Origin of the sequence: Pseudomonas sp. B19125, from assembly GCF_044218855.1 — a bacterium.
GTDB classification, from domain to species: domain Bacteria; phylum Pseudomonadota; class Gammaproteobacteria; order Pseudomonadales; family Pseudomonadaceae; genus Aquipseudomonas; species Aquipseudomonas edaphica.
The window spans coordinates 4477288-4492490 of the sequence record NZ_CP162589.1 but is presented as its reverse complement, the minus strand read 5'-3'; the positions used below and the strand labels follow the sequence as shown (position 1 = coordinate 4492490).

Sequence of the window (15203 nt, the reverse complement as noted above, 5' to 3'; positions counted from 1 at the left end):
AGCAGTAGTGGCGCTTTGACGTTGCCCTGTTAGACTCCAGGCACTCATCCAGGATTACACCCCACCATGTCAGCCGCCGGAGGAAATGGACTTCCGCTCGCTTCGCGCCTGTTCAAATCGCGGCTCTTGGGGCTGACGCTCGGTTTTGTCTGCGTGGTATTTGGCATGTACCCCTTGCACCCGTCGCTGTGGGTGTGGGCCTGGATGCTGATTAACGCGTTTGTGTGGCCGCACGTGGCCTACCAGTTGTCGCGCCGGGCGAGCAACTCACTGCGCAGCGAACGGCGTAATTTACTCTTCGATTCGTTTTGCGGCGGCTTCTGGGTCGGTGCCATGCACTTCAACCCGCTGCCCAGCGTGACCACGCTGTCGATGATGACCATGAACAACGTCGCCATCGGCGGGCCGCGCTTTATGCTCGCCGGCTGGGTGGCGCAGGGGCTGGGCATCGGCGCCGCCCTGCTGGTGTTCGCGCCGGCGTTTGTCGCGGTGACCAGCGAGGCGCAGCTGTATGCGTGCCTGCCGATCCTGATGCTGTATCCCCTGGCGCTGGGCTGGATCTGCTACCGCCAGGCCGTGACCCTGGCCCGCCACAAGCGCGAGTTGCTGGCCTTGAGCCGCACCGACAGCCTGTCCGGCCTGCTCAATCACGGCGCCTGGAAGGACCATCTGGAAATCGAGTTTCAACGTTGCCGCCGTGAACAGGTGGGCGCGGCCATTGCGCTGATCGACATCGACCATTTCAAGACCATCAACGACACCTACGGGCATGTCACCGGCGACATCGTGTTGCGCCAACTCAGCAAGGTGTTGCGCCAGAACCTGCGGGCGTCCGACCTGGCCGGGCGCTATGGCGGCGACGAATTCTGTGTGATTTTGCCAGGCATGCCGCTCAATCGCGCCACCGAAGTGATGGACGCTTTGCGTGATCGCTTCAGCGCGCTGGCCTATGCACAAGACCCGACCCTGCGCGCCAGCTTGAGCATTGGCCTGGCGCCGTACCAGCCGGCGCACGCCGACTCCACCAGTTGGCTCAACGACGCAGACCAGGCGCTGTATGAAGCCAAGAGCAGCGGGCGCAACCGCGTCAGTTCCGTGCAAGGCAGTTGGTTACGCTCGGTTTAGTGGGGTAGGGTAGCGCAGCATACCCCCACAACAACAAGGATCGGTCCATGCTCTTCACCTTCTCCCGTACCCTGCTGGCCGCCACCCTGGCCCTGACCTTCGCCGTGCCGGCCTACAGCGCCGAACCCCACAAGCAAATCCAGGCGGATGCCGAACAGTACAAGGCCGAGGCCCTGAAACTGCTCGAACGCCTGGTGAACATCGATTCCGGCTCCGGCTACGAGCCGGGCCTGACCCAAGTGCGCGACATTGCCGTGGATGAGCTCAAGCAGCTCGGTTTCAGCATTGAGCTGGTGCCCGACAAAGCGGCTAACAACAGCCATGTGATCGCCACCCTCAAGGGCACCGGTAAAGCCAAAATCCTGCTGATGGCGCACATGGACACCGTGTTCAAGGAAGGCTCGGCCGCCGAGCGACCGTTTCATATCAAGGATGGTCGCGCCTACGGCCCCGGCGTGATGGATGACAAGGGTGGCATCGTCGCCGGCATCTACGCGCTCAAAGTCCTGAAAAACCAGGGCTTCAAGGACTACGCACAAATCACCTTCCTGCTCGATGCCAGCGAAGAAACCGGCTCAGAAGCCGCCTCCGAACTGATCCGCAAAACCGCCAAGGCCCACGACGTAACCTTGAACCTGGAACCCGGTCGCCCAGCCGACGGCCTGGTGGTATGGCGCAAAGGCAGCGCCACTGCAATGGTCGAAGTCAAAGGCAAAGCCGCCCACGCCGGCGTCGCCCCCGAACTGGGCCGCAACGCCGCCATGGAAGCCGCGCACCAGATTCTGCAACTGGGCAAACTCGGCGATGAAGAGAAGAAAACCACCATCAACTTCACCGTGATCAAGGCCGGCGACCGCACCAACGTCATCCCCGACCAAGCCACCGCCAAAGCCGACGTGCGCGCGGCACTGCCGGAAGAGTTTGATCGGATCGAAAAAGACCTGGCGCGGGTGTCAGCCAATAAGCTGATCCCGGACACTGAAGTGAAAACGAGTTTGTTGCGCGGCCTGCCGCCGATGCCACAGACGCCGCAGTCGGACAAATTGGTCGCAATTGCCCAGGGGATCTATGGCGAATTGGGTCGTAAATTGACCATTGAAGGCAGCGGCGGGGCCGCAGATGCGAGCTTGTCAGCTGGGGTCGGGACGCCGACGTTGGATGGGTTTGGGATTGTCGGTGGGAATATTCATACGCCGGAGGAATATGCCGAGGTGGAGAGCGTGGCGCCACGGGTTTATTTGTTGAGTCGGATGATTATGGAGCTGTCGAAGCGGTGAGAGGTTCGCAGGGCTCATTGAACGGCTGAGCGTACTCATGTGGCGAGCAGGCTTGCCCTGCGTTGGGCTGCGCAGCAGCCCCAAAACAGACGACACTGGTTAACGCTAGTATCTCGCTTTTTCCCTATTGGGGCTGCTGCGCAGCCCAACGCAGGGCAAGCCTGCTCGCCACAGTGGTGGGGTGTTTCAGTGGTGTAGGTGGTGTTTTTACCATGTTGATGGGTCTTCCAGGCTGGCTTTTTGGAGGTCGTCTTTCCACCACTCATTCGTCATCCTATAGATATCCTCGAAGAAACCTCTTGGATCCTCCATATCGCTCCATCCCCAAGGTAGAGAACAGTAAAAACCAGGAGCCTGGCTCAAAGCTTGCGAAAAATCATAAGTTTCGTCTTCAAGAGCATCGCCTAAAGTGTCGACTAGGAGTTTTCGATGCCGATAATTTAAGCCTGTACTTTTGTCTATAATGTACTTTTTGATTAGTTTTTCTCTGTCGCGTTTATGATTGATGTTGTAGGTTGAAAATATTTCGCCCAGTGTTTCTTCACGATCATAGATGTCGAAGGGGGAAAGGAAGTGTCGAAATTTTGGCTGGTAGGGCTTATTTAGAAAAGGGTGTTTTAGCATTGGTCGTCACTCACGGGGAATACGGTGTAGAGTTTTTTGGTTTCACGGTCGAATTTTGCAACGATGGTATTCATGTCATCATCATATACTGGGTTGGTCAGATCCTCTGGGTTAGGAATGTAGCCTTCTCCACAGCCTTGCAGTTCTATGCGGACGATGGGGTTTCCGTAGTAATCCTCTCCAGTGAAAGGCTCCAGTTTGCGGGCTGTTCTTGTGGTGACTTCATTCAGTGCTGCAAGTTGCATTTTGTGGCTTTTGAATTTAGTACTTAGTTGCATAGGTTGGTTTTGCCTTTGGGTTGGGTTTAGTGGGTGCCGTCTTGTATCGGTTTAGCTGAGAGCGCTTCGCTCATGTAGCTTTTGAGGCGTTCGAGCAGCACCATCATGAAGGCTCTTTTGTCAAATATTTCATCTTCGAAGTAGGTATCGAATAAGTAAAAAACAGATTCGAAATTTTCGTCGGTAGAGAGGAAGTGCTCAAGGGTATCGATAAACCATTGTTGCTCGTCTTCTCTGTAGGAGAAAAATTCTGATTTGGTCAATGCATCGAAAAGCTCTGCAAGCTCTTTTGGGTTGTTGACGTTTTTGGAAACTATAATTTCTTCTCTGTCTAGATCTTTAGTGTTTTCTATACAATAAGTGAACAATAGGCCTCGAAGGATTTCCAAGTCTGGTTTTTTGTTCATTTGTCAAACTCCGTATAAGCAGTGATGGGTTTTCCATCTGTGTTTAGATGTACGATTGCTTTGGTTTGTTTTCCATATTCGAGTCCCTCTCTTTTATATCCTTCTCCGATTGTTTTGCCCATGTTCATTGCTTTAGGCGCTCGGGACCGGCCGTTAAGTTTGAAGATTAAAATCGCTCGATCAATAGCGTTCAATTGATCTCTATGGCTCAGGAAGCGTGTGGCGGCGCTTGGAGGCCGAGGTTGTCCTGCGTTCCTCCCTCTATCGAACGTTTCAATTTCCCCAGTGGTAGGGTTTCTAGCTGTAATCACTCGCTCAAGTTGAGATTCGAGTAACGTCTGAGCACCGTGTTTTTCCAAGAAGTGCGCCCCTGGGATTGACCTTTCCAGTTCTGATAAGCGCCGGTGAGCGTTGGCCTCTCCAAGCTCATTAATGCGTGCTTGTCGCTGTGCGCGTCCCAGTTGAGGTAAAGCGGGTTCTCCGTGTTCAACCCCTGCTATAGGATTCTGAGCAGAATTGTTTGGCTTGCACCCATCAGCCCCAGGACAAGTATTCAAGCCTAACGGATCTACCCACCCGGTAGGGTTAGGCACGTACCGGTACGCATTAATCCCACCCGCCAGCTTCACCGGATCCGGCGTCAGGTAGCGACCAATATCTGGATTGTAGTAGCGATGGCGGTTGTAGTGCAGCCCGCTTTCCGCATCGAAATATTGGCCCTGGAAGCGCAACGGATTGTCGATTTTTCTGACGTCTAGGCGGGCGATTTCCCCGTAGGCGCGGTAGTGCGCGGACCAGACGATTTCGCCTTCGGGATTTGTCAGTTCCTGCGGCGTGCCGAGGTGGTCGAGTTGGTAGTGGAAGGGCTTGGTGTCTTCAGGGCCAAAACCTTCCAGTAGTGCTAGCGGCCGGAAACTGTCTGGCTCATAGAGGTAGCTGCGATGGCAGTCCGCGTGGTGTTCTGCCACCAGCTTGTCGCCTTGCCAGAAAAACTCCGTGGTTATGTCGTTAACGGTTTTGCTGATCCGCCGCCCAAACGGGTCGTAGCGGTAGCTGGCGGTTTGCCCGTTGGGTTGGGTAATGCCAATCAACCGATGCTGGCAGTCGTAGCGGTATTCAGTAACCAGCTGATGACCCTTGCCACGTCGCTGGCGGATCAAATTGCCGAAGGCGTCATAGTCGTAGTGATGATCGCCTTGGATCATCAACCTGTTCCCCGCCACGATGTCCGGGCCGGGGCGGTCTTGCATGAGCAGGTTGCCGGCCGGGTCGTGGCCGAAGCGTTCCTGTACGTCTTGCGAGTGGTCGGCGCGGGTCAGGCGGGCGAGGGGGTCGTAGTGGTAGTGGTGTTCGCCTTTGCGGGTGTCGAGCAGGCGGGTGAGGTTGCCGCTTTTGTCGTAGTCGTATTGGCGTTGGTAAAGCGTGTGTTGCTGTTGGCTGACCGCGTGGGCGTGCAGGCGGTTTTGGTCGTCGTAGTGGTAGTGACTGAGGAGCTGGCCCTGCTGGCGTTGGTGTTCGCGGCCGGTTTTGAACAGGTGGGAGGTGAGGGTTTCGCCATTCAGCTCGACGGTGGAAAGGTGGCCGCCTTTGTCGTGGTTGAAGGTAAGGCGGTTGTTGTCTGGCAGGCGCAGTTTGTGCAGTTGGCCGCAGGCGTCATAGCCGTAGCGCAAGGTGCCCCAGCCTTGGTGTTCGGCGGTGAGGCGGTTTTGTGGGTCGTACTCGTAGGCCAGCGCCCAGTGGCCGTCGTCGACGCTGAGGAGGTTGCCTTGGCGGTCGTAGGTATAGTCGACAACATTGCCGTCTGGCAGGGTTTTTCTTACGAGGCGCCCGGCGTGGTCTCGCTTATAGCGTGTAACGAGCTGACTGCCGTCGTCGCCGTGTTCGGTTTTTTCCGCCAGGTTGCCGTTGAGGTCATACACGTAAGCCGTGCGCTGGCCGTCAAAGCCGATTTCCTGCTGGATCAGGCCATTGGGGTGGTAATCGAGTTGGTAGGTTTCGCCTGCCTCGTTTTCGATCGAGGTCAGCAGCAGGCGCGCGTTGTCGTAGCGGTAGTTGACATGGCTGCCATCGGCATTGATACGACGGCTGATCAGGTGCAGGCCGTCGGCGTATTCGTAACGGGTGACGTGGCCGAGTTCGTCGTGTTCGGCGGTAATTTTTCCGTAGGCGTTGTAGCTGTATTCGCGCGTCGCGCCGCCTGGAAGGGTCAGTTTTCGCAGGCGCCCGGCAGCGTCCCGTTGGTACTGTGTGAGCTTGCCGTGCTCATCTTCCCGCGTGATCTGACGACCAAGATCGTCATAGCGATAACGCTTGATACCCCCATTGGGCAGCAGCTCCTCAAGCAGCTGCCCGCGCTCATTCCAGACCAGCCGATGGCAACTGTTGTCGGGAAACCAAACCCCCGTCAGCTGCCCATATTTGTTGTAGCTGTAGTCCGTAATATTGCCGTCAGGATCGGTCTTGCGAATGACGTCGCCCTGATCATTGCGCTCATATTTCCAGACGGCGAGACCACGCCTTACGACCCGTACGAACCCGTTGTCATGCTCGTAGGACGTCGGCTCATCGTCCCCCGGAAACAACGCCACCAAGCGTCCGGCTTCGTCGTACTGGTACGCCGTCACCGCCCCAAGCGGGTCCTGCTCGACCGTCAGCCGGCCCTTGTCGTCATAGGATTTGAAGTGTTCAGCACCGTCCGGATCAATCCGTTGCACCAGCCGCGCACGGTCATCATGAACATACACTTCCCGGCTGCCATCAGCGTTATGCACCGTGACACGGCCGTCATCGCCCCAGGCATACCGCGTATCCATCTGCGAAAAGCTGGCCCAATGCCGAACACACCGAGCGGCCTTGCCAGCCCGTTCCCACTCCCAAAAGAAGCTCGCGCCACCGGCCAACCCACGTTCAAGAATGACGTGCTGCTCGTCGTAGCGATAAACCTCGCTTTCACCCACAGCATTGGTCGCAGAAACCAGTCGGCCAAGGTCGTCATAGGCGTAGGAAACAATGCTCTGTTCGGTGACCCATTCAAACGGCTCATGCCCTTTGGCCCGATGAACCTGATAGTCCACCGCCACAATGCGGCCCAGCTCATAACGCAGAAACAGCGAGCGACCTACACCATTATCCAGCCGCTCAACCCGCCCCAAACGATCGTGAAAAACGCGCAGCCGGTTGTCATACGCATCGCTGATGGCTGTCAGCACACCCTCTTGAAAGTGGTAGAACCGCGACGCCTGGGCCAGCACCAGTTCATCGGGCAGATCACCCAAAAAGATCGCCGCTTCAGCCAAGCTATTGGTAATCGCCGGTCGAGCAGCGGAGGGCAGCACAAACTCAGTACGGCGATTCTCATGATCCGTCCACACCACCGAATCACCGGAAACAGAAAGCCGCTGCGCCAGCGAATGACTCCAACCAAACCCCAACCCGCAATCCACTTCCACTGCACTGGTGCGATACAACCGCGTCCACTCAAACGGCAAAACCCCATCCAACGTGCCGTCTGTGAGCGTCAGCAATTCCTCGCCGGTGACCATCGACACCGGGCAGCCGTTGGTAACGGTTCTGTCGGCCGGAGCCGCCGCATCGCCATTCAGGTTCTTGCCCGAAGCCGGCACATCATCCACAGGTTCCTGGCGCACCAACGCGGTCTGCTGCGTCTTGCCGCGCACCGCCGGCACCGGGTTGGCAACCAACTGGTCCCCAGCCTTCAGCGGCGCAACCGGCACGGTCTTGATCGGCGTCGGGGCACTGCTCAGCAACAAGGGTTTAACCGCCGCTACATGTGGCTCCAACGTCGGCCCCACATGCTGTTTTGCCAGCAACTCGAGCAAACTCCGCGCCCGCCCGGACTTGATGTGCCCGAGGACTTGAGTGCCCAGGCGTACTGCCACGCCCATGCCCGCCGTCGCCCGAATCAACAGCAAGTTGATCAACACCTCGCCGGTGATTTCGCCCATCAGCTCCTGCATGTCTTGCGGCGGCAGCAGGCGCATCCAGCTGACCATTGCCGACACGTAAATGAACAACAGCGGCTCATCGCTGAGTACCAGCAGGCCGTTGGCGATCGCGTCATTGCTGAGTGTCAGCAGCTCATCAAGCTCGGCCTGGGAGATGTACTTGAGCAACTTTTCGCTGTTGGGCTTGATGTCCGCCAACATGTCAAACAGCTGCGTCAAGTTGTCCCAAAGGGTGTAGAGCGCCGTGCCCATGCCATTGAGAGCCGCTTTCTCCAGCATCCTGCGTTGATCAAGCGGTTTGGCGTCGGTATAAATTCTCCACTGCGCTTGGAAGGTGTCGTTCCACTCTTTACGCAGGCGCTCTTCCAACCCCGCAATCACTGACTGATAAGACGCGTACAGTGCCTTGACGTGATCTTTGGAAACATCGGGGTAAAAACTGATTCGGTACGATTGATTACGATCACACTCGGTGATTTCGAGAATGCCGCTGGGGCCGATGGTGTGGTGGATCGGCTCGCCCAATGGGCCGCCGTTGGGATCGACGCGTTGCAGCACCACCGGCGTATTGCCGATGGGCACAAAACGCGTGCTTTGGAACATATGCACCAGGGTCAACGTGCCATTGGCCTGGCACGTGGCAACGGTGCTGCTGGGAATGATGGAGCGGTTGATCGGGGCGACCAGCGCCACCTCATCCCCGACCTTGAACACCTGCTCGACATCCAGCGCCGAGAAGCTCCAGAAGCTCGACGCCCATTCGTCAAAGGTATTCAGGCATTCGCGAAAATCACGGAAGACGCTTTCAACGTCGACCGTCTTCACGTCCATTGGGGTCAGGGCCAGCCTGCCAATGGCCGGGTTCAAGCGCTAGCCCCTTTGGCCTGGGCTCTAACTAACAAAACCATCTGCAATCCCTCGCACTGTGTGATCAGGCGAAGGACTTTGCAGAGATTTTCAGGACAACTCTGTAGAGCTTATCCGGCGTTTACGTGGGAAGTTTCAACGGCCTTCGTGCGCTCCCGCCCAAGCACCAGGCTGCACAGCGCCGGCAGGAACAACAGAGTCAACACGGTGCCTACCAGCACCCCGCCAATCAGCACGTAGGCCAGGGACGACCAGAACACCGACAGCGTCAACGGAATAAACGCCAGCGCCGCCGCCAATGCGGTCAGGATCACCGGCCGCGCCCGGCGCACGGTGGCTTCGATAATCGCCTCGCGCACCGCCATGCCATGGTCCTGGTTCTGGCGGATCTGGTCGGTGAAGATCAGCGTGTTGCGCATCAGAATGCCGCCAATCCCGATCAGGCCCAGAATCGCGTTAAAGCCGAACGGCTGGTTGAACAGCAGCAGGGTCGGCACCGCGCCAATCAACCCGAGCGGCGCGGTGGCGAAGACCATGAACATCACGCCGAACGAACGCACCTGGAACATGATCACCGTGAGGGTCAGCAAAATCATGATCGGGAACAGTGCCGCCAGCGCCACGTTGGCCTTGGCGCTTTCTTCCACCGGGCCGCCGATCTCGATCTGGTAACCGGCGGGCAGCTTGGCGATCAAGGGTTGCAGGTCTTTGTACACGGCCATTTCCACGTCGGGCGGTTGCACGCCGTCGATGATGTCGGCGCGCACTTCCACGGTGCTTGCACGGTTGCGCCGCTTGAGGATCGGCTCTTCCATCACCGCCTGGAAGTGCCCGACCTGGGCCAGCGGCACCGAGGTGCCGGCGCTGTTGGTGAGGGTCATGTTGTTGAGGTTACCGAGGTTCTCGCGCTGGTTGCCCTGGGCACGCGCGACCACCGACACGGTGCGGTTGCCTTCGCGCACTTCGGTGATCGGGTTGCCGCTGAGCAAGGCGTTGAGCTGGGATTTGACCTCGTTGGGCGTGAAACCCAGCAGGCGCAGGCGGTCCTGGTCCAGCACCAGCCGATAACCGCTGGTGCGTTCGCCCCAGTCGAGGAAAGCGTCCCTGGTCAGCGTGTTGGCCGCCACGACGCGGCGCACGTCTTCGGACACCCCGCGCAGCACATCCAGGTTCGGCCCGGACACACGAAACACCACCGGGAACGGCACCGGCGGGCCGAACAGCAATTGCGTGACGCGCACCCGCGCTGCCGGGAATTCACCGGCGGCAATGCGTTCACGCATGCGCACTTTCAATGCGTCACGGGCATGGGAGTCCGGGGTTTGCACAATCAGTTTGGCAAAGGCCGGGTCGGGCAGTTCGGGGTTCAGCGAAAGGAAAAAGCGTGGCGCGCCGCCGCCTACATAGGTGTCGACCAGGCTGGTTTGCGGTTCTTGCAGCAAGGCTTTTTCCAGCTGCGCCGCCACCGCTTCGGTGCTTTTGAAGGCGCTGCCGGGCGGCATATACACCTCAAGGATCAGCTCGGAACGGTCGGAGTTGGGGAAAAATTGCTTCTTCACCACGCCCATGCCCAGCACGCACAGTACAAAGGCACCGACCACCAGGCCAGTGACCAGCCAGCGTTGGCGCACACAGGCTTCGACCAGGCTGCGCAGTTTCTGGTAATAACGGCCGGCGTAAATCGCGTCATGACCGCCTGGCACCGGTTTGATCTGCGGCAGCAACTTCACGCCCAGGTACGGCGTGAACACCACGGCCACCAGCCAGGACGAGATCAGCGCAAAGCCGACGATCCAGAAGATATTGCCGGCATATTCCCCGGCGCCGGAGCGCGCAAAACCCACCGGCAGAAAGCCGATGATGGTCACCAAGGTGCCGGTGAGCATCGGCGCCGCGGTGGAACTCCAGGCAAACGTGGCGGCGTGAATCCGGTCAAACCCTTCTTCGAGTTTTACCACCATCATCTCGATGGCGATGATCGCATCGTCCACCAGCAAACCCAGGGAAATAATCAGCGCGCCCAAGGTAATGCGGTCAAATTCACGCCCGGTGAGCAGCATGATCACAAACACCACCGACAAGGTCAGCGGCACCGCGGCGGCCACCACCAACCCGACGCGAAAGCCCAGGGCCAACAGGCTGATTACCATCACTACGGCCAGGGCGACGAAGAATTTGAGCATGAACTCATTCACCGCCAGGCTGATGTTTTTCGCCTGGTCGGAGACCTTGGCGAAGTTCACGCCCAGCGGCAGGTCCGCCTGGATTCTGGCTTCCTGGGCCTTGAGGCTTTTATCCAATTCCAGGCCGTTCCAGTGCTTCTCCATGATCACGCCAAGCATCAGCGCCGGGTCGCCCTGATGGCGGATGCGATAGCTGGGCGGGTCTTCATAACCACGGCTCACGCTGGCCACATCGGCAATGCGCAGTACGCGGCCGTTGACTTCCAGCGGTACGTTTTCGATCAGCGCCAGGCTGTCGAAGGCGCCGTCGATGCGAATATAGGCACGCGCGCCAGCGGTTTCGACAAAGCCCGACGGCGCCACGGCGTTCTGTGCGGCGAGGGCGGCGAAGATCTGGTCCGGCTTGATGCCCAGCGTGGCCAGGCGCTCATAGGAGAACTCGACAAAGATCCGCTGCGCCTGCTCGCCGAGGATATTGACCTTCTTCACGCCCGGCAGGTTGAGCAAGCCCTGGCGCAAGTCTTCGGCCATCTGCACTTGCTGGCGATGGGGCAGGTGCTCGGCTTCCAGCGCATACAGGGCGAAATACACATCGGAATATTCATCATTGAAGAACGGTCCGATCACGCCTTTGGGCAGTTTCGCCGCTTCGTCGCTGAGCTTTTTGCGGGTCTGGTAGAAAAGGTCCTGGATCTCGCTGGGGCGCGTGGATTCCTTGTAGGTCATGCGCATCGACACAAAACCCGGCTGGGCGATGGTCTCGACGCGGTCGTAGTAGTCCAGTTCCTGCAGGCGTTTTTCCAGGCGGTCGGCGACTTGCTCCTGCATCTCCTGGGCGGTGGCGCCGGGCCAGGCGGCGGTGATGGTCATGACCTTGACGGTAAACGACGGGTCTTCAGCGCGCCCCAGCTTGCCGAACGAGAAGATCCCGGCGGCGAGGATCGCAATGATCAGAAACAGCGTGACGGCGCGGTGCTTTACCGCCAGTTCGGAGAGGTTGATGCCGCGCATGCTCAGTGGTCCTGTTTACGGTTGAGGGCCAGTGCCTGGGCCGGCAGCAGGCGCACGGTGTCGCCGCTGTGCAGCAAGTGCGCGCCGAGGGCGACGACGATCTGGCCGGGCGTTACGCCACTGTCGAGCAGCGCGTCTTCCTGGCCGAGGCTGGCCACGTTAACGGGGGCGAAGCTGACCTTGTCGTCCGCGCCGATCACCCACACGCCGGTGCCTTGCCCCGCATCCTGCAACGCGCCGATGGGCACGCGGGTTTGCTGGGTCTGGCCGTTGCCTTGCAGGCGTACGGTGATGGTGGAGCCGAGGGCAAAACGGTCGACGGCGCCATGCAGCACGTAGCGTGCGCGGTAGGTGCGGGTGGTGGGGTCGGCGCTGGCCGACAGCTCGCGCAGGGTGGCTGTCACGGCCTGGTCCTGTGCGCCGAACGGGAAGGCCAGGGCTTTTTGCGCGGCTTGGTCGCGCTGGTTTTCCGGCAGGTTGACGATGGCTTCGCGGGCGCCGTCGTGGGCCAGGCGCGCCACGATCTGGCCTTCGGCGACCACTTGGCCGCGATCCACGCGCACATCGGTGATGATGCCGTCGCCGTCGGCCTTGAGCACCGAGTAAGTGCGGCGGTTTTCGATCTGGCTGGCATCCGATTGCGCCGCGGCCAGTTCGGCTTCGGCCACGCGCAGGTTGGTCGCCGACTGGTCGAAGATCTGCCGCGACACGGCGCCGGTGCTGGCCAGGCGCTGGTAACGGTTTTCGTCATCACGGCGCTGGCGCAATTGCGCCTGGGCAGCGTTGACGCGGTTTTTGGCCGAGCGCAGGGCCAGTTCGAAGTCGCCGATGTCCAGCACCAGCAAGGTGTCACCACGGGCGACGTGCTGGCCGGGGTCGATCTTGCGTTCGATGACTTTGCCGCTGACCCGGAAGCCCAAATCGCTTTCGGTGCGCGCCGCGACCACGCCGGTGTAGGCGCTTTGCTGGGTGCCGGCGGCCTCTACCTTGGCGGCCAGAACGGGACGCGGCAGCGGCACTTCAGCAGCGGTGTCGGCCTTGCTGTTGCAGCCGCTGAGGATAATCAACAGGGCCAGGGGCGTGAGAAGACGCAGGGGAAGAGGGTGCATGACGGGCTCCAGGGGTGGCCAATGGATAAAAAATTATGGACATAATTTTTTGCTCATATTATGGTTGAAATATAAATTAATCCAGCCCCCGGATATTCCTTATGTCGAACGCCCCGGCCCCCTCACGAAGCCTGTTGTTTTTACTGATGGCGCTCACCGCACTCGGTGAAGTCTCGACCCAATTGCTCATCCCCGGCCTGGGCGCCATCGAGCAGGCACTGGCGGCGCCAGCGGGTTCGGCGTTGATGGCGTTGTCGGCATTTGTGGCTGCATTTGGCCTTGGGCAATTGCTGTTCGGGCCGCTGTCGGACCGCATCGGCCGTCGCCCCGTGCTACTTGGCGGCCTGGCGCTGTATGTGCTGGCAACCCTGTCGATGCTGCTGGTCAGCGACATTCAACAGTTCATTGCCGCCCGCGTGCTGCAAGGCCTGGGCGCCTGCGCCGCGCTGGTGCTGGCGCGCACGGTGGTGCGTGATGTGTGGAAGGCCGAAGCGGGGCCGGCGCTGGCGTTGACCATGATCGGCATGCTCTACGCCATCGTTGTGGCGCCGATGATTGGGGGGTTGCTGATCAAGCTGCTGGGCTGGCAGGCGCCGATCGTGCTGGCGCTGGTGATCGGCAGCGTGGTGCTGGTGTTGGCGCTGCTGTTCTTTCGCGAGAGCAATCACTTTCTGGACCCCAAGGCCGGGCATTGGCGCACCCTCGGCGGGCAATACCTGGATTTGCTCAAGGGCCGCCAGTATCGGGCGTACGCGGTGGCGTTGGCCTGCACCTACGGCGCGATGTTCGCGGTGATCGCGGGTTCATCGGCGGTGTTTATCAACTTGCTGGGGTTCAGCAGCCTGGAGTACGGGCTTAATTTTGGCCTGATCGTGTCGATGCTGATCGTGGGTTCTACCTACACCCGGCGCAATATCCTGCGCCTGGGGCCGCAACGCATTGTGTCGATGGGCGTGATGCTGGTCGCCATCGGCGGGATTCTAGCGGTGGTGATTTACGAGCTGTTCGGCCTGTCGGCGCTGGGCCTGGATATTCCGGTGGCATTGGTCACCCTCGGCGGCGGCCTGGTGTTGCCGGGCTCTGTCACGGGCGGGGTGATGCCCAACGCCCATCGTGCGGGGTTGGCGGCGGGATTGATGGGCTTTTCGCAGATGTTTGGCGCGACGTGCAGTGGCCTGTTGCTGAGCCATCTGCGTGATGGCAGTGCCACGCCGATGATCATGATCCAGGCGAGCTTTGCGGTTTCGGCGTTTGTGGCGTTCCACCTGCTGCGCCAGCGCCAAGCGCTGCTGGCCGCGGCTTGATCGTTCCCACGCTCTGCGTGGGAATGCCGCCCCGGACGCTCCGCGTCCCGCTCTGGCAGTCGTGACGCAGAGCGTCACTGGATGCATTCCCACGCGGAGCGTGGGAACGATCAGCGGTCAGGCCATGTCGCTGTGCGCGAATTCCTCGCCGAGAAAATCAATCAGGGTGCGCACCGACGGCAACAGCCCACGGCGCGAAGGGAAAATCGCGTGCACGATCCCGGTCCTTGGCGACCAACCCGGGATCAAGTTGACCAGGCGCCCGGCAGCAATGTCCTCGCGCACCACCACACTCGGCAGGTGCGCAATACCCACCCCGGCACACACCGCGTGGCGCAACGTCAACAGGTCATCGGTGATCATCCGTGGGAAATGCCGGATCACCGCGCTGGCACCGTTCTCGCCAAACAACTCCCACTGGTATTCGCGCTGCGCCGAGCCCCAATACACGCTCGGCAACCCATTCAAGTCCCCCGGCAACGGCGGGTTGGACAGGCGCGACACCAACGCCGGGCTGCCCACCAGGCACTGCGTGCTGTTGCCAAGCACCTTCATCACCAGATCGGTGTCTTCCAAGGGCGGAAAGCGAATGCGCAGGGCGATGTCGAAGCCTTCGTGAATCACATCCACACGCCGGTTGGTGCTCTCCAGGTGCAACTCCACCAGCGGGTACTTGAGCATATAGCGGGTCAGCATCGGCCCGACCCAGGAGTTGAGCAGGGCGGTGGGGCAGCTCAAACGCACAATGCCCTGGGGCTCGGAACGGTTGCGCTCGATCACTTCGGCGGCGGCTTCGGCCTCTACCCGCATGGCCAGGCAGCGCTGGTAATAGACCTGGCCAATTTCGGTGAGCGAACAATGCCGGCTGGTGCGGTTGATCAGGCGCACACCCAGGCGCTCTTCGAGCTCGCTGATACGCCGGCTGAGCTTCGATTTAGGCATGTCCAGCGCGCGGCCCGCGGCGGCAAAACCACGGTGCTCGACCACTTGGGTGAAGTAATAGAGGGTGTTGAGGTCTTCCACTATCGTTCTCCAAATAGAACGCTAAGGGTT

The 15203-nt window shown here is 59.8% G+C and carries 10 protein-coding genes; 3 read left to right on the top strand and 7 right to left on the bottom strand.

Annotated features, from left to right (window positions below):
• Positions 1-66: 66 nt before the first annotated feature.
• Both AB4P96_RS20110 and AB4P96_RS20105 read left to right on the top strand, forming a co-directional pair.
• A complete protein-coding gene (locus AB4P96_RS20110) occupies positions 67-1125 on the top strand; it encodes a diguanylate cyclase (protein ID WP_099547776.1) in 1059 nt (352 codons plus the stop codon).
• A gap of 47 nt (positions 1126-1172) precedes the next feature.
• Positions 1173-2402: a M20/M25/M40 family metallo-hydrolase gene (locus AB4P96_RS20105; protein WP_177032232.1), complete on the top strand. Its 1230-nt coding sequence runs from the start codon at positions 1173-1175 to the stop codon at positions 2400-2402.
• A gap of 207 nt (positions 2403-2609) precedes the next feature.
• On the opposite strand, the gene AB4P96_RS20100 is transcribed toward AB4P96_RS20105, so the two are convergent.
• The 6 genes from AB4P96_RS20100 to AB4P96_RS20075 form a co-directional block, all read right to left on the bottom strand.
• Positions 2610-3026, bottom strand: coding sequence for a hypothetical protein (locus AB4P96_RS20100; protein WP_395599991.1), 417 nt, complete (start codon positions 3024-3026; stop codon positions 2610-2612).
• Positions 3020-3304: a hypothetical protein gene (locus AB4P96_RS20095; protein WP_017137775.1), complete on the bottom strand. Its 285-nt coding sequence runs from the start codon at positions 3302-3304 to the stop codon at positions 3020-3022. Before AB4P96_RS20095 ends, AB4P96_RS20100 begins: the two co-directional genes overlap by 7 nt.
• 26 nt (positions 3305-3330) lie before the next feature.
• Positions 3331-3711: a hypothetical protein gene (locus AB4P96_RS20090; protein WP_099547779.1), complete on the bottom strand. Its 381-nt coding sequence runs from the start codon at positions 3709-3711 to the stop codon at positions 3331-3333.
• Entirely contained in the window at positions 3708-8507 is a 4800-nt protein-coding gene (locus AB4P96_RS20085; protein WP_395600992.1) for an RHS repeat-associated core domain-containing protein, read from the bottom strand. Before AB4P96_RS20085 ends, AB4P96_RS20090 begins: the two co-directional genes overlap by 4 nt.
• A gap of 146 nt (positions 8508-8653) precedes the next feature.
• On the bottom strand, positions 8654-11737 hold the full coding sequence (locus tag AB4P96_RS20080; RefSeq protein WP_395599990.1) for an efflux RND transporter permease subunit: 3084 nt from the start codon (positions 11735-11737) through the stop codon (positions 8654-8656).
• Between the two features lie 2 nt (positions 11738-11739).
• Positions 11740-12846, bottom strand: a complete 1107-nt coding sequence (locus AB4P96_RS20075; protein WP_395599989.1) for an efflux RND transporter periplasmic adaptor subunit — start codon at positions 12844-12846, stop codon at positions 11740-11742.
• 101 nt (positions 12847-12947) lie between these two features.
• Between AB4P96_RS20075 and AB4P96_RS20070 the strand changes: the two genes are divergently transcribed.
• On the top strand, positions 12948-14150 hold the full coding sequence (locus tag AB4P96_RS20070; RefSeq protein ID WP_395599988.1) for a multidrug effflux MFS transporter: 1203 nt from the start codon (positions 12948-12950) through the stop codon (positions 14148-14150).
• 117 nt (positions 14151-14267) lie between these two features.
• On the opposite strand, the gene AB4P96_RS20065 is transcribed toward AB4P96_RS20070, so the two are convergent.
• On the bottom strand, positions 14268-15176 hold the full coding sequence (locus AB4P96_RS20065; RefSeq protein WP_395600991.1) for a LysR family transcriptional regulator: 909 nt from the start codon (positions 15174-15176) through the stop codon (positions 14268-14270).
• Between the last annotated feature and the right edge of the window lie 27 nt (positions 15177-15203).